This window comes from Desulfoferula mesophila, assembly GCF_037076455.1.
Taxonomy (GTDB): domain Bacteria; phylum Desulfobacterota; class Desulfarculia; order Desulfarculales; family Desulfarculaceae; genus Desulfoferula; species Desulfoferula mesophila.
This window is the reverse complement of sequence record NZ_AP028679.1, coordinates 3,186,438-3,204,728: the sequence shown is the minus strand read 5'-3', so window position 1 is coordinate 3,204,728 and position 18,291 is coordinate 3,186,438. Positions and strand designations below refer to the sequence as shown.

Below are 18,291 nucleotides of genomic sequence, written 5' to 3'. Positions count from 1 at the left end.
CAGGGCAGGTAATCGCAGGCAAGGGTCGCGCGGGTTAGTCCGCGCGGCCTTTTTTTATGGCCACGGCCAGGCACAGGGCCGCGCCGCCCAGGGTTACCAGGAACCCGCCGACCATCATTATCCAGGCGCCCAGGCTCATGCTTATTCTCCTTGCCTAGTAGGCCCAGCGTTTGGTGGCCAGCCACCAGGCGGCCAGGCCCATGAGGGCCATCAAGACCCACCCGAAAGCGACGAGCGCGGTGAGGGGATAGCCGCTGTATGGTTGGGCCAGATCGCCCACCAGGTTGGAGATGGCCATCACCCCCAGGGTAAGCGGGGTTACCACCTTGAGGCAAACGGACCACCAGGAGCCCAAGGGAAAGTCGGACACCTGGTTCACGTACCGGCGCATCTCGGGCAGCCGGCCCAGCCAGGCGATCATAAGGATCTCGGCCAGGCCGCCGAAGACGATGCCGTAGTTGTTGATGAAGTGATCCACCAAATCCAACAGCAGCAGCCCGCCGCCGGTGGAAAAGGGCAGGCTGCCCACCAGGCCCAGGCCGCACAACACGCTTACCGCCTTGGTGCGGCTCCAGCCCAGCTTTTCCATGAGCGGGGCCACGCAGGCCTCCACGATGGACAAAAAGCTGGAAAAGCCGGCAAAGAGCAGGGCCAGGAAAAACACCACTCCGAACACCCCGGCGGCGGGCATCATGTTCAGGGCCGCCGGGATGGTGGCAAAGGCCAGGCCCACGCCCTGGGAGACCACTTCCTTGATGGGCACCCCCTGCTGGGCGGCCATGAAGCCCAGCACCCCGAAGACCATGGTGCCGGCCAACAGGCTGAAGCCGCAGTTGAGGAACACGGTGATGAAGCCGTTGTTGGTGATGTCGGCGTCGTCGGGCAGATAGCTGGAGTAGGCGATCATGATGCCGAAGCCTATGGACAGGGTGAAGAAAATCTGGCCGTAGGCGGCGGTCCAGACCTTGTAGTTCCACAGGTTGGAGAAGTCCGGCGCGAAGAGCCAGTTCAGGCCGTCGGCCGCGCCGGGCAGGGTAAGGGCCCTGGCCAGCAGCACCAGCACCAGGACGAAGAGCACGGGCATGAAGACCTTGTTGACCCGCTCTATGCCCGCGTTGACCCCGCGCCACAGCACCACCCAGGAGACCAGCCAACAAAACACCGTGGCCGCCACAATAGGCCAACGCATCCCGCCGGGGTCCAGGGGGCTCTTGGTCAGCTGCAGGAAGTCCTTGAAAAAGTAGTCCGAGGGGGCGCCGCCCCAGCCCTGGTGGAAGCTGAGGAAAAAGTAGCAAACCGTCCAGCCCAGGATCACCACGTAGTAAAAGGAGATGACCAGGCACACCAGAACCTGCCACCAGCCCAGGCCCTCCCAACGGGCCTTGATGGCGTGGAAGGTCAGCGGAGCCGCGCTCTTGTAGCGATGGCCCAGGGCGAACTCCATGATGAGGAAGGGAACTCCGGCGGTGAGCATGGCGAAAAAATAGGGGATGAGAAAGGCCCCGCCCCCGTTTTCATAGGCCATGTAGGGAAAGCGCCAGATGTTGCCCAGCCCCACGGCCGAGCCCACCGCGGCCAAGACAAAGCCGGTGCGCGAGTTCCATTGCTCTCTCATGCTCCTCCTCGTGCCTCGACGCGCCCCTGGGACGGGCGCCGCGCTTGATTGGTCGCCCCGGTCATTATAGGACACGGCCGGGCGATAGTCATAGTGCAGCCCGTACTCGCTAGGGGCGGGGCATAACCCTATAGACCTGAATGGGGTAGTGGAACCCCTTGACCTCGATGGCGCCGACTTCCTCGCAGGGTATCTCGTCCTTAACCAGGGCCCAGGTGGCGTGGGAAACGTAGATTTGGCCCGGCCGGCAGATATGCTCCAGGCGGGAGGCGAGGTTTACGTTCAATCCTATGGCCGAGAACTCCATGAAACCCTCGGACCCGCAGTTGCCCACGTTGGCCATGCCCGAGTGGATGCCGCAGCGAATCTGGAACGGGAACTGTATGCCCTCGTTCCACCATTTGCGGCGGAGGTGTTGCATGTGGCTTTGCATCTCCAGGGCCATGCGTACGGCGGCCAGGGCGTCTTCCCGCGCCCCCCGGCTGTCCGGGGCCCCGAATATGGCGTAGATGGAATCGCCGGTGAACTGGGGGATGGTGCCGCCCCAGCGCCGTACGATCGTCGCCATCTCGCCCAGGTACTCGTTGAGCAAGCGGGCCACCTCTTCGGGGTCGGAGGCGTCGGTGAACTGGGTGAAATCCTTGATGTCGGAAAAGAACATGGTAAGGCGGGCCCGCCGGGAGGTGAGCTCTGCGCTGAGCTCCCCAGAGAAGATCTTCTCCACCACGTGGGGGTCCAGGTATTTGGATATCTGCTCCTGCACCTCCTCGAGGTTGCTCTTGGCCCGGGCCAGCTCCGCGGTGCGCATGGCCACCTTTTCTTCCAGGTTGGCGCTGAATTCGTGGATGGTCTCCCATTGCTGGCGCATGAGGCCGTAGATGAGCAGGAAACACAGCACCAGCCAGGCTATGGCGGCGAAGCTATGGGTGGGCACGCCGAAAAAATCGGGAAGAACCAGGCCGGTGACGATTACCCAGGATTGAGCCACGCCGATGGCGGCCGTGGCGATGATGCGCGCCCGGCGCAGGATGGGGTCGGGGCTGGTCTTGATGCCGCGCTGCAAAATGAACAGCAGCAATACCAGCAGATAGACGTTGGCGAAAATGATCTCCCGGTGGAGGGGGCCATAGCCGTGCTCCCAGCCGGTGACGGGGTTGTAGACCGGGGCGGCCACGACCAAGTCGCTGAGGCCCACCAGGCCGAAGACCAGGGCCAGGACGCCTATGGTGAGCCAGTAGTGCAGCCTGATGGGCATAAAGAGGAAGCGCTCGCCCATGCGAGCCTCGCCGCCGGAGATGATCAGGGTGTACTGCAGAAAGAGCCAGTAGGTGGCGCAGTTGAGCAGATAGGGCAGGCGGTTCCAAAATACGGCCTGTTCCCGGCTGGCGGCCAGGTGCAGCATGCCCCCGGCGCCCGCCACCAGGGCGTTGCCTATGCAAAAGGCACAAACGATCTGGTAAAGGCGGTTGCGGGGGTTTTGCAGAATTATGGCCAGCCCCAGCAGGATTAGGGGCACGAAGGACATCAAAAAGGGCAGGGCGTAAGGGTTCACCGGTTTTACCTCACCTGGGTGAGGGAGTGGACCGTTAATACCAGGTTACGGTAAACCCGAGAGAATGTCTATTGGCGAGGTATGGTAAAGGTTCGGCCTTGCCCGCGCGCTACAGGTCGCGCTCGCAGTCGATGCCCAGGCGGTTGATGCGGTTCCACACCGTGGCCCGGCACACGCCCAGCATTTCGGCGGCCTTGCTCTTGTTGCCTCCGGCCCGGCGCAGGGCCTCGAGCAGCTCTTGGCGCTGGGTGTGGCGCTTGCCGGCCGGCCCGGCGGCCGGGGGCGCGGCGGGCTCCGCTTGGCGCAGCTTGGGCGGTAGGTATTCGGCGGTTATCAAGCCGCCGGGGCAGAGCACGCAGGCGTATTCCACCGCGTGGCGCAGCTCGCGCACGTTGCCCGGCCAGGGGTAGGCCTCCAGCAGGCCGAAGGCCTCCGGGGACATGCCGGTGATCTCCTTGCCCGACTTGGCCGCGGCCTGGGCCATGAAGTGCTCCACCAACAGCGGCAGGTCTTCCCGGCGCTCGGCCAGGGTGGGCATCTGCACCGGCACCACGTCCAGGCGGTAGTACAGGTCTTCCCTGAAGGCGCCCCGGCGCACCAGCTCGGGCAGGTCGCGGTTGGTGGCGGCCAGGATGCGCACGTTCACCCGGCGGGGGCGGTTTTCGCCCACCCGCTCGATCTCCTTTTCCTGCAACACCCTGAGCAGCTTGATCTGGGTGGCCGGGGGAATCTCGCCGATCTCATCCAGGAGGATGTCCCCGCCCTCGGCCGCCTCGAAGCGGCCCACCCGGTCGCGGTCCGCCCCGGTGAAGGAGCCCTTCACGTGGCCGAAAAGCTCGCTCTCCAAGAGGTTGGGGTTCAGGGCCGCGCAGTTCACCTTCACGTAGGGCTTGTCGGCCCGGGGCCCCCGGCGGTGGATGGCCAGGGCGGCCAGCTCCTTGCCCGTGCCGCTGGCCCCCTGGATCAGCACCGGGTAGTCGGACTGGGCCACGGTGTCGATGAGGCGGTACAGGCTGGTCATGGCCGGGGAGCTGCCGACGAGGCCCTCGAAGCCGTCCTCGGAGCGCAAGCTGCGGCGCAGCTGGGTGATCTCGCGCTCCTTGGCATGGAGCTCGGTGAGGTCGGTGAGGGTCTCCACCGCGCCGGTGATGTTGCCTTGCTCGTCCTTGAGCACGCTGGCCCGCTTGAGCACCACCACCGGCTCGCCCGCCCGGTTGGTGATGGTGCAGCGCTTGGAGCGGACCTCCCCGGCCCGGAACAGGCCGCAGTAATCCACCCCGCTGCCCTGACCGATGATCTTGCAGCCGGTGCAGTTGAGCACCCGGCAAGATTGGCCGGCCAGTTGGTCGTTGCGATAACCGGTGAGCTCTTCGCCGGCCCGGTTGATGCGCACGATGCGCCCTTGGGGATCCACCACCAAAACCACGTCGTGCAGGGTGTCGGCCACGGTGCCCCAGTGGGAAGCGATGTCCACGTCCATGTCTACCTACCGTTTAAACAGTGTCTAAACAATTAATAGTCTACTTAGACGGTATTATATGCGCAAGCGATTTATATAAATTTTAAATATTAACTATATCAATATGTTAAATATCATATCCCGCAAATCGGGTATTTGGCACGATACCTGCTCATGTAGCTGGGCAACGAGTTGCAGAACTTTAAAACTTGGGAGTTTCAAAAGTACCAATATGAGCAGCCTAGCCGAAAGCCAGGAACGGGCCGACGCCGTCACCGAGATGGTCAAGGCCATTGCCCACCCGGTGCGCCTTAGGATCATCTCCCTGTTGTGCCAGTCGGATCAGCGGGTGATCTTCATGGCCGAGCGTCTGGAAAGGACCCCGGCCGCGGTGTCCCAGCAGCTGCGCATCCTGCGCATGAGCGGGCTGGTGAGCACCGAGCGCCGCGAGGGCGAGGTGTTCTACACCCTGGCCAACCCCCAGTTGCGCCAGCTCCTGGCCTGCCTGGATGGCTGCCAGGCCGCTTGAAACCCCTGACCAACCCTTAAGACTCAAACGCCCCTGGAGGAAACATGAGCGCCGAAGCCGCAACCCAAATGCAACAGACGCCCCCCGCCCCCAAACCGGCCGGGGTGCCCCTGGAAAACAAGCTGTCCATGGTGGTCTTCTCCGGCGACCTGGACAAGATGCTGGCCGCCATGATCATCGCCACCGGCGCGGCGGCCATGGGCATGAAAGTGGTGATGTTCTTCACCTTCTGGGGCACCGCCGCCTTGCGCGACGCCAAGAAGCAGGTGGGGGGCAAGGACTTCATGTCCAAGATGTTCGGCTGGATGCTGCCCAAGGGCCGCAACGCGCTGAAGCTGAGCCAGATGCACATGGGCGGCATGGGCACCGCCATGCTCAAGAGCCTGATGAAGAAGAAGAACGCCCCCACCCTGGACCAGCTTTTTGAGATCGCGGCCCAGCTAGGGGTGGAGATCAAGGTATGCGAGATGTCCATGGACCTCATGGGCTTCAAGCACGAGGAGATCATCGACTACCCCAACATGGAATACGTGGGCGTGGCCACCTTCCTGGCCAACTCGCGCAAGTCCGCCAACCAGCTTTTCATTTAAATCAATTGGCCCGGACCAACCAAATACCCGGCTAACCCCAAAAGGAGAAAGCAAAATGTCCGACATTCAAGCCGCCAAGATTCTGGATCTCAAAGGTCTGCCCTGCCCCATGCCCGTGGTGAAGATGAGCCAGGAAATCGGCTCGGTAAACGTGGGCGACATCATCGAAGTGCACACCACCGACCCCGGCTCTCTCTCCGACTTCCCGGCTTGGGCCGAGACCTCGGGCAACGAGGTGGTGGACACCGAGCAGGGCGAGTTCATCAAGATTTTCGTCAAGCGCAACAACTAAAAGCCGGAACGCCGAGAACATGGTTAACCAGATCTTCTATGTAATCACCGTGCCGATGGTCTACCTGGCCGTGGCCTGGTGTCTCGTGGGGATCGCGGTGAAGGTGGCGCGGGTGGCCAAGACACCCGCCCACCCCTTCACCCTCAAGATCTTCCCGGACAAGGACCACCCGGTGCCCAGCGCGGTTTGGGGCGCCCTGAGCATGCCCACGGTGCGCCGTCACAATCCCACCTTCTGGGTCTTTTTGATCCTGTTCCACATCGGCGTGGCCCTGCTGATCCTATCCCACCTGGACATGCTGCCCTGGTTCAACATCTACCCCGAAGACTCCCCCAACATGATCGGCAACGGGGCGGTGGGCGTGGTGGTCACCGCGGCCATCCTCTACTTCCTGCTGCGCCGCTTCGCCGGTCCCCTGCGGGAGGTTTCGGTGCCCGCCGACTACCTGCTGTTGTTCCTGTTGTTCTGCGTGGCCATGTCCGGAGACATCATCTCCTGGGCCAACTCCTGGAGCGAGAACGGCTTCGTGTTGACCAAGCAGGACTTTGGCGAGTACCTCAACGGCCTGTTCCACTTCTCCTGGGCCGACCCGGCGGAGACCATCGACGGCGGCCACTACGTGGTCCTGGTGACCCACGTATTTTTGGCCAACCTGTTCTTGATGGTGCTGCCCTTCAGCAAGATCATGCACACCTTCTTCGCCATCCCCCTGAACAAGCTGAGGAGGGGCTAAGGCCATGGACGCCAAGCTGAAACAAGAGCTCATCCAGACCTTCTCCGAGCGTCTGAGCCAAGCGGCCAAGATGTATATGGAAAACTGCTCGCGCTGCGGGCTGTGCATCGAGGCCTGCCACGCCTACGCCTCCTCGCCTGAGACGCGCTACACCGCCGTGGGCCGGGCCCAGAACATCAGGCGCATCTACGAGGAGTATTTCAAGAAGGGCAAGATCGCCAAGAAGCTAAACGAGGCGGTGGAGCTCAGCGACTTCTGGATGGAAAAGGTCTACGAGACCGCCTACACCTGCACCGGCTGCCGCCGCTGCATGACCTATTGCCCCTTTGGCATCGACACCGGGGTGATCCAGGGCATCGCCAAGATGATGCTCATCACCGCCGACCAGGAGCCCAAGGCTCTGAGCATGTTGGCCGACATGTCCATCGCCAAGGGCAAGACCATCGAAAAGACCAAGACCAACTTCGCCGCCGCGGCCAAGAACCTGGAAAAAGAGGTTCTGGAGCGCTGGCGCTCCGAGGGCGGCGAGGACGTGGTGCCCCTGGACGTGCAGGACGCCAATGTGCTCTACGTGGCCCTGGCCGGCAAGCACTCCATAATCCCGGCGGCGGCCATCATGAACGCCGCCAAGGAGAAATGGTCGCTCAGCTACTTCGAGGCGGTGAACTTCGGGGCCTTCGTGGGCAACCCGGCCAAGACCAAGGAGATAGCCGGGCGCATCATCGACGAGGCCAAGCGCCTCAACGTGAAGGAAGTGGTGATCTGCGAGTGCGGCACCGCCTACCGGGTGATGAAGCACATGACCGGCGAGAAGCCCTTCGGGGTCATCACCTTTGCCGAGCTCATCGCCCGCTACATCGAGCAGGGGCGCATCAAGCTGGACAAGAGCAAGCTGCCCGGCAAGGTGACCTATCACGATCCCTGCCAGATCGCCCGCCAGGGGGGCATCTACGAGCCGCCCCGCTACGTGCTGAACCACCTCACCGACCACTTCGTGGAGATGACCCCCAACCGCCAGGCCAACTGGTGCTGCGGCGGGGGCGGCGGCCTGGTGGCCATCGGTGAAAAGGACTTTCGCATGAAGTCGGCCAAGGTCAAAGCCGATCAGGTAAAGGCCACCGGAGCCGAGGTGTTGTGCACGGCCTGCGAAAACTGCCACACCCAGCTTTCGGACCTGAATGAGCACTACGGCCTGGGGGTGGAGGTTATGTACCTCTCCGACCTCACCGCCAAGGCCCTGGTGCAGGACTGACCTTCCTAGGGGCTGGGGAGTTCGGCCGGTTGTCCGGCTCCCCGGCCTTGGGCCATTTCCGGAGCGGCGGGAGGCAGCAGGGAGCGCAGGTGCAGGCCCAGGGCCTCGAAGCGCTGGAGATCGAACCGGCACAGGCGTTCTTTGATGGCCTCGGCCTCCATGAGCGGAACGCGGGCCAGGTGCTCGACCACGCTACGGCCCTCGGGCAAGTTGAGCGAGGTGATGTGGCACAGCGCCCCGGCCACCCGGTCCAGGCGCTGCTGGAACTCCCCGCAAGCCTTGGGGGCCTGATGGGGCCAGTGGCTCAGATCGTCCAGGAGCGTGGGCAGCAGGGGCTGGGTCTCCACCACCAGCATGGTCCGGTTCTTGAGCCACTGCACCAGGTTGGCCCCTGCCGGGGCCAGGAGGCGCACCTGCTCGGTGATGGGTTGGTGGCGGCGCAGGCGCACGGGAAGGGCGCGGCCCTGCACGTACAGCGTCTTGCGCGGGGCGTTGAGCAGCAGGTCGCCCACCGCCTGGAACTCCCCGGCGTCGGCCAGGCTGCCGGTCCACCACAGGGCCAACTCGCCCAGGCGGGCCAGGCTGAGCCAAAAGGCCTGACCCTTGGGGCCCGCGTACTCGTGCAGTTCGTCGCGCAGGTTTCTCAGGCTCTCCTCGTCGGTCCAGCCGCGGGAGGCCTGGCGCTCCATCTCATGGTTGATCCGGCCAAGAAGCCGGGCGTTGCCCTGTACGAGGTGGTGCGAGTTGGTTGCCGGCAAGGTTAGGGCCTTTGCTCGATGGGTTGCCAAGAAGCTATGACTAATTTGACATATGTCGTGCGTGGCATATTTGCAGAAGCGGCAAGACTTGTCAACCGCCTTCAGCTTGGCGGAACCCCGCGCTGGGCATGAGCATGTCGCTTGGTTGCGGCCCCGGCCGGTGACGGCGGGGCCAAGGGCGGCCACGGCGCAAAACAGACCCCTCGGGCCGGGGCGCTTCGCTCTTCAGGAGGCGCTCCGGCCCACCTCCTTGCCCCTCAGTCCTAGTCCTCCCAGACCGGCTTGCGCTTTTCGATAAAGGCGTTGCGCCCCTCGATGGAGTCGCTGGTCTCGCTTACCATCACCACCATGTTGCGCAGATAGGATATGGCCTTGGTGTATTCCAGGTCGCCGATGTGGTTGAAGGCCTCCAGGCCCAGGCTCATGATGGAGCGGCTCAGGCCCTTGAGCTGGTTGGCCACCGCCAATACCTCGTCCAGGAGTTCGTCGCGGGTGGTGACCTTGTTGATCATGCCGATCCGGAGCGCTTCTCGGGCGTCGATCTGCTCGCCGGTGCAGATGAGCTCCAGGCCCTTTTTGCGGCCCACGGTGCGAAACAGGATGGCCATGACCATCATGGGCCACACCCCCACCTTGATCTCCGGCACCCCGAGAACCGAGTCGTATGTGGCGATGCTGATGTGGGGCAGCATGGCCAGACCGCAGCCCCCGGCCAGGGCGTAGCCGCTGATCATGGCGATGGAGGGGGTGGTGATGCGGTTGAACACCAGGCACAGATCGGCGTAACCCTGCAGGTTGTTCTTGCCGGCCAGCACCGACTCGGCCGCGAAATCGCCCAGGTCGCCGCCCGCGCAAAAGGCCTTGCCGCCCTCGCCGCTGATGACGATCACCTTAACGCCGGGGTCCTTGTCGGCCTTGTCCACGGACAGGGCCAACTCCCGCATGGAGGCGAAATCCAGGCGGTTCATCTTTTTGGGCTGGTTGATGGATATCCAGGCGATCTGGTCTTCCACCCGGTAGAGGATGGGTGCGCCGTCCATGCTGCTCTCCCTGTTGACAGGTTCCCGCAAGTGTGTCGCGCCCTAAAATAAAGGATTCAACACTACTAGTATAGTGTTAATTTGGGCGGTCTCTCCGGCCTTGGCGCTGGCGGTTCAGGCGCCCAGGGCGGGGTCTTGAACCAGCTCCATCAGCTCGTCCACCAGCCCCGGAGCCAGCTCCGGCCCGGCCGGGACGGGATCTACCCGAGGCGCGCCGCCCAGGATGCGGCAGGCATGGGCCAGGACCCGGTCCTGGCTCACCCGCTCCAAGGGGGTGGGGGTCAGGGCCAGGGCGCTGAGCCCCGCCCCCAAGCCTCCCAGCATGCCCGCCACCGCGTGGTTGGCCAGGTTGGCCAAGAGCGGGCTGGCGTTGGGATCGCGCAGAAAGTTGGTCTGACCGGGGTCCAGGGCGCGGCGGTTATGGATGAGCCAGGCCAGGGAGACCAGGTCGTGGGCCACCACCGAGGGCGAGGCCATTACCAGGCCCACTTCCGGGGTGAGCACATGGCCCTTGTCCGGACCGTAGGTGGCCAGCACCTGGTCGGCCGCACTCACCACCAGCCGCTGCTTGTTCAGCAGGGTGCTCACCGTGTTGGCCTCGGCGGTCATTTCCTGGATGGCGGCTCCCTGGTGGTGATACTCCAGGCGGGTGTCGAAGCGCATGTAGCCCACCACCGCCTTGAGCCCCAGGGTGCTGCCCAACAGGGCGTGGCGGGCGCAGCGGGGCATGAGCACGATGTGCTCCACTTGGCGCAGCACCTCGGGCAGCATCAGGCCGCTTTTCCAGTGGGAGCCCGGCAGGGGGCGGTCCTCGAAAAAGGCCTCCCACCCGGCTTCCTCGAAAAAGTGCAGCTCTGCCCCCGCCTCTTGGGCCGCCTGGGCCAGGCCGTTTTGCATGGCCAGCTTTCGGGTGCTGCCCTTGACCCGGCCGGGCCGCTGGCGCACGTGGGCCACGCCGCCCATGTCCCCCACCAGCACTCGGCCCGCGCCCCGCTCCCGGAGTAGGCCCACCACGGCCGCCAGGGCCGCGGGGCTGGTGGTGGCGGGGTAGGGGCTTCCCGAGTTGATCACCGGCTTGATGAACACCGCATCGCCGGGCCGCAGCCAGGCCAGGTCGTCCACGGCCAGGGCCGCCCGGCGGGTGGCCTCCATGATTTGCTCTGCTGAGGCCCCGCCCGGCACCTGGGCCAGGGAGACCACGGTTTTCTCTTCTGCGGAGGTTACGGACAAGCTGATCCCTCCAGATTGAGGTGAGCGGGCCCGGGGGCAACGCCCCGAGCTCCAAGTTCAAGTATAAGGCCTGCGCCCTCCGACCGCCCAGCCCAACAGTTTTTGCTGCTTAGGTCTTGGCCCGCCATGAACAATGGCGCGCCAGGCGGTATGATTCCCCCAGCCCGCCGCGCGGCGGGCAACAACGCTGAACCAGGTGGAGCGAGCGACCTTGGCCCTGATTAACCTTTTCGACGTGAGTCTGGCCTTTGGCGGGCCCAAGCTTCTGGAAAGCATTTCCCTGCGGGTGGAGCCTGGCGAGCGGCTGTGCCTGTTGGGGCGCAACGGGGCGGGCAAGTCCAGCCTGCTGGGGCTGCTGGCCGGCGAGCTGACTCCCGACGGGGGCGAGATCAGCCGGGCGGTGGGCCTGGAGACCGGTTTCCTGCCCCAGGACGTGCCCTCCGGTCTCAGCGGCGAGGTCTACGAGGTGGCGGCCCAGGTATTGGACGGTCTGGGGCGCACCCTGATCGAATTGCGCCGGGGGCGGGGCGGGGAGCACAACGCCGAGCAGGGCAACGAGCAAAGGCTCTGGGAGGCGGACCGCCGTTTGCGCACCGTGCTCACCCGCCTGGGCCTGGAGCCCCGGCAGCGGGTGGAGACCCTGTCCGGCGGGTTGCAGCGCCGGGTGCTGCTGGCCCGGGCCCTGGCCAAGAGCCCCCAACTGCTGCTGTTGGACGAGCCCACCAACCATCTGGACATCCAGGCCATTGTGTGGCTGGAGGAGTTTTTGGCCGCCTACCAGGGGGCCCTGGTTTTCATCTCCCACGACCGGGCCTTTGCCCGCAACCTGGCCACCCGGGTGGTGGAGCTGGACCGGGGGGTGCTCTACGACTGGAACTGCCCCTACGACGAGTTTCTGCGCCGCCGGGAAGATGCCCTGACCATCGAGCAGGAGCAGCGGGCCCGCTTCGACAAGAAGCTGGAGCAGGAGGAGGCCTGGCTGCACCGGGGGCTCCGGGCCCGGCGCACCCGCGACGAGGGCCGGGTGCGGCGCTTGCTACAGATGCGCGAGGAGCGGGCCAAGCGCCGCGAGGTGCTGGGCTCGGCCACCCTGCGGGCCCAGCAGGCCGGCTTGTCGGGCAAGGTGGTGGCCGAGCTAAAGGAGGTAAGCTTCGCCTACCAGCCGGAGCATCCGCTCATCGCGGACTTCAGCACCCTTATCCTGCGGGGCGACAAGGTGGGCATCATGGGCCCCAACGGCTCGGGCAAGACCACCTTGCTGGGGCTGATCCTGGGCAGCTTGCAGCCCAGCTCCGGCGAGATTCGCCTGGGGGCCAACCTGGAGATCGCCTACTTCGACCAGATGCGCGAGGAGCTGGACCAGGGCAAGAGCGTGCGGGACAACCTGGTGGAAGGCCAGGACAGCCTGATAATCGGGGGCCGCCAGCGCCACGTGGTCAGCTACCTCAAGGACTTTCTCTTCAGCGCCGACCGGGTCCACACCCCGGTGCGGGTGCTTTCCGGCGGGGAGCGCAACCGCCTGCTCTTGGCCAAGCTGTTTGCCAAGCCCGCCAACCTGTTGGTCTTGGACGAGCCCACCAACGATCTGGACCGCGACACCCTGCTGCTGCTGGAAAACCTGCTGGTGGAGTTCGCGGGCACGGTGCTGTTGGTCAGCCACGACCGCGAGTTCCTCAACAACGTGGCCACGAGTAGCTTGGTGCTGGAAGGCGGGGGCCGGGTGGGCGAGTACGCGGGTGGCTACGACGACTGGCTGGCCCAGCGGGCCGTGGGCGCGCCCACTACCCCGGCGCCCAAGGCGGCCAAGCCCAAGAAGCGTCCCGCCCCGGAGCGCCCGCTCAAGCTTAGCTTCAACCAGAAGCGGGAGCTGGCCGAGCTGCCCGGCCGGATCGAGGCCCTGGAGAAGGAGCAGGCCGAGCTGCACCGGCGCATCGCCGACCCTGATCTGTACGCCAAGGGGGGCAAGGAAGCGGCCCAGATCAGCGAGCGCCTGGAAGAGCTGGAGGGCGAGCTGGAGCAAACCTACGCCCGCTGGGAGGAGCTGGAGGCCATCCCCGGCTAAAAGGGCAGCCCTCGGCATATAGCCGGGGCGCAGGATCGAAGGGGGGAAAGTCCTTCGAACCTAGCTGTCGGAATCCTTGGAGATGGCCTTGAGGACCTTGAGCAAGGCCCGGTCGCGCATTTTGTCCGGCGACGCGCCACCGGCGCCGGAGCCTTCCTGGTCATAGCGGAAAAAGCCCTGTCCCGTCTTGACCCCCAGCTCGCCTTGCTCCACCTTCTGGCGCAAAACCTCGGGAGCCTCGCTGCCGCCGGCGATGTGGCCGAACAGGTAGCTGCAGCCTTTGAGCATCAGGTCCAGCCCGGCCAGGTCCATGGTCTTGAGCACCCCCTGCACCGACAGGCGCAGGCCGAAGCTGCCCGCGATGGCCCGGTCGATGTCCTCGGCCGAGGCCACCCCCATCTCCAGGAGAGAGAGCACCTCGCGGAACATGGCGGTCTGGATGCGGTTGACCAAAAAGCCGGGTATTTCCTGGTTCACCAGCACCGGCGTCTTGCCGATGCACTTCAGCAGCTCAAAGGTCGCCTGCTTGGTCCGTTCGCTGGTGCCTTGGCCCAGCACCACCTCCACCACCGGCACGATGTGGGGCGGGTTGAACCAATGGGTGATGATCAGCCTGCCCGGATCGCGCACCTGGGAGCCGAAACGGGAGATGGAGAGCATGGAGGTGTTGCTGGCCAGGATGGCCCCTTCCGGGGCGTGGCGATCCATCAGGCCGAAGAGCTCCTGCTTGAGCTCCAGGTTCTCCGGGGCTGCCTCGGTGACGAACTCGGCCTTTTCCAGGGCCCGGGGCAGGTCGGTGAAGGTGCTGATGCGCCCCAGGGCACGGGCCGCGCCCTCCGGGGTCTCCAGGCCCATCTCCACGAAGGTGCCCAGGTTTTCCTTGATGGAGGCGACGGCCTGGGCCAGCAGGTCTTGCCCCAGGTCGTAGAGGCACACCTCCAGGCCCTTCTGGGCAAAGGCCTGGGCGATGCCGTGGCCCATCAGCCCGGCTCCCACCACGGTGATGTGCTTGATCGCGGACATCGCCCTTCCTCCCGTCTTAGCCTTGGTTCATGGCCTTCATGTCCGCGATGAAATCGCGCACCATGTCCTCGGCGCTACCCGTGAGCTTCCAGCCCCATTCCTTCTCGGCGTTGCTTCCGTCGATGTAGCTGGGGATGTAGCGCAGCACCTCCACCGCCTGGGGGTCGGGCTTGAAGGTGATCTGAGCCTCCGGGAAGAATCCCTTGACGATGCCGGCCAACTCCGCGGCGGTGGGCGCGGGAGTGATCTGGCCCAGGTTGTAGACCCTCGTCTTGATCGCGGCCGCCTCGGCCTCGTAAAGCTCGGCCAGGCTGCGGATGGCGTCGCTGATGTACATCAGGGGCAGCACGGTGTCCTCGGGCACCCATACCTCGTAGGGCCGGCCCTGGGCGGCGGCCTCGATCATGCCGGGGTTGTATTGGCCGAAGCCCCCGGCGGTGACCCCAGGGCCCACGATCTGGGGCAGGCGCACTCCCCGGAAGTCCACCCCGAACTTGCGTTGGTAGTAGCGGCCCATCAGCTCGCCGAAGACCTTGGTGACTCCGTAGATGATGGTGGGCTGCTGGATGGTGTCGTCGGAGATGTGGCCGTCGTGGCCCATGCCGTAGGAACCCATGGAGCTGGAAAAGAGGAACTTGCCCACCCCGCAGACGCGGGCGGCCTCCAGGGCGAAGTAGGTGCCCTCGTTGTTGATCTTGTAGGCCCGCCAGGGGTTGGCCTCCGAGGGGGCCGAGAGGGTGGCGGCCAGGTGGAATACCTCGTCCACGCCGTGGTCGCGCAAGGCGTTGAGCACCTCGTGGTAGTTGGTGATGTCGCCTTGCACGTGGGTGACCCTGGAGGCCAGGTCGGCGGGCAGGGCCTGGGCCGGGGCCACGTCGAAGGTGACCACCTCCCGGCCCTTTTCCAGCATGATGCGCGCCAGGTTGGCGCCGATGAGTCCGCAGCCTCCGGTGATGATTATGGACACCTGAATCCTCCCGTGGTGACTCTGATCATGATTTGAGCAGGCGTTCCTTCAGCTCCTTGACCACTCCCCGCCGGAAGGTCATCACGGAAACCACGTATAAAAGGCCCATTATCAGGGGCCAGACATCGGTTTGGGAGCTGAGGAAGTCCTTGACGTAGACGATGGCCATGGCCCCGACCACGGGGCCGTAGATGGTGCCCATGCCGCCGACCAGGGTCATCAGCACGATCTCGCCGGACAAATCCAGGCCCAGGCTGAACAAGGGCACGAAATTTTGCAGCATGGCGTATAGCCCGCCCGCCAGGGCGGCGAAGCCGGCCGAGATCACGAAAGAGATCAGCTTGTACTTGCGAGGGTCGTAGCCCACGCTCATGGCCCGGTCGCCGTTTTCGCGCAGGGCCTGCAAGACCCGGCCGAAGGGCGAACGGATGACCCGGACTCCTACCACCAGAGCCAGGATGAACATCAGCAAAACGAAGTAGTAGTAGACCAGGTCCGAGCTGAGGTCCACCGGCCCCAGGGAAGGCCGGGGCACACCCTGCAGGCCGTCGTCGCCGCCGGTGAGCGAGCGCCACTGAAAGGCGATGAAGTAGATCAACTGGGCAAAGGCCAGGGTGACCATGGCGAAGTAGATGCCGTGGCGCTGGGTGGAGAGAAAGCCCATGGGCACGGCCACCAGCACGGCCAGCAGGATGCCCAGGCCCAGGGCCAGGGGCACGGAGCTGGTCAGGTGGATCAGGCTGAGCCCGGTGCCGTAGGCCCCCAGCCCGAAAAAGGCGGCGTGGCCGAAGGAGAGCAGGCCGGTGTAGCCGAAGAGTATGTCGAAGCCGATGGCGAAGATGGCGAAAATGAGCATCTGGGTGGCCAACGCCTGGTAGGGGGCCAGATAGGGCGCGGCCAGCAGCAAGGCCGCGCCGACGATGATGCCGGCGGTTTTATGGCGCGCCTTTAGTTGCATGTCCGCTCCGGATTACTCAAAAAACGATACCCGTCCGAAAAAGCCCCGCGGCCGGGTGACCAACACCAGGGCCATGAAAGCGTAGATCAAGGTGGTGGAGCCCGGCGGCCAGAAGACGATGGAAAAGGTGAGTATCTGGCCGATGACCAGGCCCGCCAGGATGGAGCCGGCGATGCTGCCCATGCCGCCGATGATGACCACCACGAAGGTCTGCACCAGGATGTCCATGCCCATGGCCGGCTGCACGTTTTGAATGGGCGCGGCCAACACCCCGGCCAGCCCCGAGAGCCCGGCCCCCAGGCCGAAGATCAGGGTAAAGGTCCAGGAGATGTTGGTGCCCAGGGCGTCGGCCATCTCGGCGTTGTCGGTGCCCGCCCTGATGATCGCGCCCAGGCGGGTTTTCTCGATGAACAGCCACAGCCCCAGGGACAAACCCGCCGTTACCACCAAAATGAACAGGCGGTACTTGGGGTAGTACATGAAGCCCAGGTTCACCGCCCCCTGCAGCAGCTCCGGAATGTTGAAGGGCTCGCCCTCCGGGCCGAAGATGATCTTCACCGCGTCCTGGATGATGAACATGATGCCGAAGGTCAACAGCAGGTTGTAATAGTGGGGCAGCTTGTAGAGCTTGCTGATCAGAAATTTTTCCAGGATCATGCCGATGGCGGCCACGATCAGCGGGCACAGCACCAGGCAGGCCAGGAAGTTCAGCTGCAACTTGCTGGAGATGGTGTAGGCGGCGTAGGCCCCCAGCATGTACAGGGCCCCGTGGGCGAAGTTGACCACCCCCAGGGTGCCGAAGACCACCGTGAGCCCCAGGGAGAGCAACACGTAGATGCAGCCCAGCACCAGGCCGTTGAAGAATTGGCTGAACAGGAAAACCGGTTCCATGGTGTTTCCAGGCCGGGCGGGGCGTTAGAAAACGCCCCGCCCCGGGCCGCTTGGAGTTACTTGTTTAGCTTGCAGCCGAACTGGCCGGGTTTGCCAAAGGCCTGCTCCGCCGGGAGCGAGCCCACGACCTCGAAGTAGTCGTCGGTGCCCTTGACCTGGTCGGGCTGCTTGACCCTGAGCAGATAGGCCTTGCCCACCTGCTGGTGGTCCTCGGGGCGGACGTAACCGGGATTGGCGAACATGTCCTTGAAGGTGTGGCCTTCCAGGGCCTTGATCACCTTTTCGGTGTCCGCGCCGCCCGCGCGCTTGACCGCCAGGAGGTATTGGGTCACCGCGCTGTAGACGGCGGCGGCCATGAAGTGGGGGCGCTCGCCGGTCTTTTTGAGGTAGCGGTCCGCGAAGTCGCGGGCGCCGGGGTTGTCCACCACCCAGTTCCAGGGCGCGGCGGTGTAGTCGCCGGCAAAGGTGGCCACGCCGCCTCCGCGGATGCTGGGCTCAAACAGCAGGGCGTGCACGATGGTGACCTTTTTCTTGAGGCCGTACTCGGCGGCGGCCTTGGTGGAGTTAACCGCGTCCTTGCCCACGTTGAGCAACGCCAACACCTCGGGCTTGGCGTTCATGGCCTTGAGGATGTAGGGGCTGTAGTCGGAGGTGTGCAAGGCCACCATGTCGTTGCCCACCACCTTGCCGCCCTTGGACTCCACCGCCTCGGTGAAGTGCTTGAGCAGGTTGTGGCCCCAGGCGTAGTCGGAGGTGATGGTGTACCAGCGCTTGCCCAGCTTCTCCGCGCCCAGGATGCCCACGGTGGTGGCCAGCATGTAGTCGTTGTAGTTCCACTTGAACACGTAGCGGTTGCAGGCCTTGCCGATCAGGTCGGTGGTGCCGGCGGAGGTGGAGATGAACAGCTTCTTGTGGAGCTTGGCCTGCTGGGCCACGGCCAGGGCGGCGGCGCTGTTGGGGCAGGCGATGATGACGTCCACGTTCTCCTTTTCGTAGAGCTCCTTGGCCTTTTCGTTGGCCACGCCGGGGTTGTAGGCGTGGTCGCGCACCACCAGCTCTATCTTGGTGCCTTCGATGCCCTCGAAATCGGCCACCGCCATCTCGGCGGCCCACTTTTCACCGTTGCCGATGACCGCCACCGGCCCGGAGAGCACGCTGACAATACCGACCTTGACCACCTTGGCGGCAACCGCGGGCCCGCCGACCATGAGCAGAGCCGCGGCCAACATGAACGCTACGACCAGACATTTTGCTCTCATCTCACTTTTCCTTTCTTGCAACCAGCTTGCCCCTCGGGTCTTCCGGCGCGGGCTGTCGGGCGCGCGCCCAAAGGATGTGCG

General features: G+C 64.7%; 18 protein-coding genes. 6 read left to right on the top strand and 12 right to left on the bottom strand.

Translation table 11 applies throughout. From position 1 onward, the window contains the following. Positions 1–34 precede the first annotated feature (34 nt). From AACH32_RS14695 to AACH32_RS14680, 4 genes are all read right to left on the bottom strand, one after another. Positions 35–139, bottom strand: coding sequence for a MetS family NSS transporter small subunit (locus tag AACH32_RS14695; protein ID WP_338601027.1), 105 nt, complete (start codon positions 137–139; stop codon positions 35–37). 15 nt (positions 140–154) lie between these two features. Next, the gene (locus AACH32_RS14690; RefSeq protein ID WP_338601024.1) at positions 155–1,615 is read right to left on the bottom strand and encodes a sodium-dependent transporter; all 1,461 of its coding nucleotides are present in this window, start codon (positions 1,613–1,615) and stop codon (positions 155–157) included. Positions 1,616–1,724: 109 nt separating this feature from the next. Then, positions 1,725–3,167, bottom strand: coding sequence for an adenylate/guanylate cyclase domain-containing protein (locus AACH32_RS14685; protein WP_338601022.1), 1,443 nt, complete (start codon positions 3,165–3,167; stop codon positions 1,725–1,727). A 109-nt stretch (positions 3,168–3,276) separates the two neighbouring features. After that, complete coding sequence (locus AACH32_RS14680) at positions 3,277–4,647, bottom strand: sigma-54 interaction domain-containing protein (RefSeq protein WP_338601020.1); 1,371 nt, start codon at positions 4,645–4,647, stop codon at positions 3,277–3,279. Between the two features lie 211 nt (positions 4,648–4,858). Here AACH32_RS14680 and AACH32_RS14675 point away from each other — a divergent pair, with 211 nt between their 5' ends. Genes AACH32_RS14675 through AACH32_RS14655 form a run of 5 tightly spaced genes read left to right on the top strand, consistent with a single transcriptional unit; the run spans position 4,859 to position 8,022 of the window. Then, complete coding sequence (locus tag AACH32_RS14675; RefSeq protein ID WP_338601018.1) at positions 4,859–5,155, top strand: ArsR/SmtB family transcription factor; 297 nt, start codon at positions 4,859–4,861, stop codon at positions 5,153–5,155. A 44-nt stretch (positions 5,156–5,199) separates the two neighbouring features. Beyond that, positions 5,200–5,745 carry a DsrE/DsrF/DrsH-like family protein gene (locus AACH32_RS14670; RefSeq protein WP_338601017.1) on the top strand — a complete coding sequence of 182 codons (546 nt, stop codon included), beginning with the start codon at positions 5,200–5,202 and terminating at the stop codon, positions 5,743–5,745. A 55-nt stretch (positions 5,746–5,800) separates the two neighbouring features. Next, positions 5,801–6,037: a sulfurtransferase TusA family protein gene (locus AACH32_RS14665; protein ID WP_338601015.1), complete on the top strand. Its 237-nt coding sequence runs from the start codon at positions 5,801–5,803 to the stop codon at positions 6,035–6,037. Positions 6,038–6,056: 19 nt separating this feature from the next. Further along, a complete protein-coding gene (locus AACH32_RS14660; RefSeq protein WP_338601012.1) occupies positions 6,057–6,770 on the top strand; it encodes a respiratory nitrate reductase subunit gamma in 714 nt (237 codons plus the stop codon). Positions 6,771–6,774: 4 nt separating this feature from the next. Beyond that, entirely contained in the window at positions 6,775–8,022 is a 1,248-nt protein-coding gene (locus tag AACH32_RS14655) for a (Fe-S)-binding protein (RefSeq protein ID WP_338601010.1), read from the top strand. 5 nt (positions 8,023–8,027) lie between these two features. On the opposite strand, the gene AACH32_RS14650 is transcribed toward AACH32_RS14655, so the two are convergent. From AACH32_RS14650 to AACH32_RS14640, 3 genes are all read right to left on the bottom strand, one after another. Further along, positions 8,028–8,711, bottom strand: coding sequence for a hypothetical protein (locus tag AACH32_RS14650; RefSeq protein ID WP_338601007.1), 684 nt, complete (start codon positions 8,709–8,711; stop codon positions 8,028–8,030). Positions 8,712–9,043: 332 nt separating this feature from the next. Beyond that, entirely contained in the window at positions 9,044–9,820 is a 777-nt protein-coding gene (locus AACH32_RS14645; RefSeq protein WP_338601005.1) for an enoyl-CoA hydratase/isomerase family protein, read from the bottom strand. Between the two features lie 114 nt (positions 9,821–9,934). Continuing rightward, on the bottom strand, positions 9,935–11,050 hold the full coding sequence (locus AACH32_RS14640) for a DUF362 domain-containing protein (protein ID WP_338601003.1): 1,116 nt from the start codon (positions 11,048–11,050) through the stop codon (positions 9,935–9,937). A gap of 211 nt (positions 11,051–11,261) precedes the next feature. Between AACH32_RS14640 and AACH32_RS14635 the strand changes: the two genes are divergently transcribed. Continuing rightward, the gene (locus AACH32_RS14635) at positions 11,262–13,112 is read left to right on the top strand and encodes an ATP-binding cassette domain-containing protein (RefSeq protein ID WP_338601001.1); all 1,851 of its coding nucleotides are present in this window, start codon (positions 11,262–11,264) and stop codon (positions 13,110–13,112) included. 60 nt (positions 13,113–13,172) lie between these two features. On the opposite strand, the gene AACH32_RS14630 is transcribed toward AACH32_RS14635, so the two are convergent. The 5 genes from AACH32_RS14630 to AACH32_RS14610 are packed head-to-tail and all read right to left on the bottom strand — an operon-like array spanning position 13,173 to position 18,210. After that, on the bottom strand, positions 13,173–14,135 hold the full coding sequence (locus AACH32_RS14630) for a 3-hydroxyacyl-CoA dehydrogenase family protein (RefSeq protein ID WP_338600998.1): 963 nt from the start codon (positions 14,133–14,135) through the stop codon (positions 13,173–13,175). A gap of 16 nt (positions 14,136–14,151) precedes the next feature. Beyond that, positions 14,152–15,102: an NAD-dependent epimerase/dehydratase family protein gene (locus AACH32_RS14625; protein WP_338600996.1), complete on the bottom strand. Its 951-nt coding sequence runs from the start codon at positions 15,100–15,102 to the stop codon at positions 14,152–14,154. 25 nt (positions 15,103–15,127) lie between these two features. Beyond that, entirely contained in the window at positions 15,128–16,060 is a 933-nt protein-coding gene (locus AACH32_RS14620) for a branched-chain amino acid ABC transporter permease (protein WP_338600993.1), read from the bottom strand. Positions 16,061–16,072: 12 nt separating this feature from the next. Continuing rightward, entirely contained in the window at positions 16,073–16,951 is an 879-nt protein-coding gene (locus AACH32_RS14615) for a branched-chain amino acid ABC transporter permease (protein WP_338600990.1), read from the bottom strand. A gap of 56 nt (positions 16,952–17,007) precedes the next feature. Beyond that, positions 17,008–18,210, bottom strand: coding sequence for an ABC transporter substrate-binding protein (locus tag AACH32_RS14610; RefSeq protein WP_338600988.1), 1,203 nt, complete (start codon positions 18,208–18,210; stop codon positions 17,008–17,010). Between the last annotated feature and the right edge of the window lie 81 nt (positions 18,211–18,291).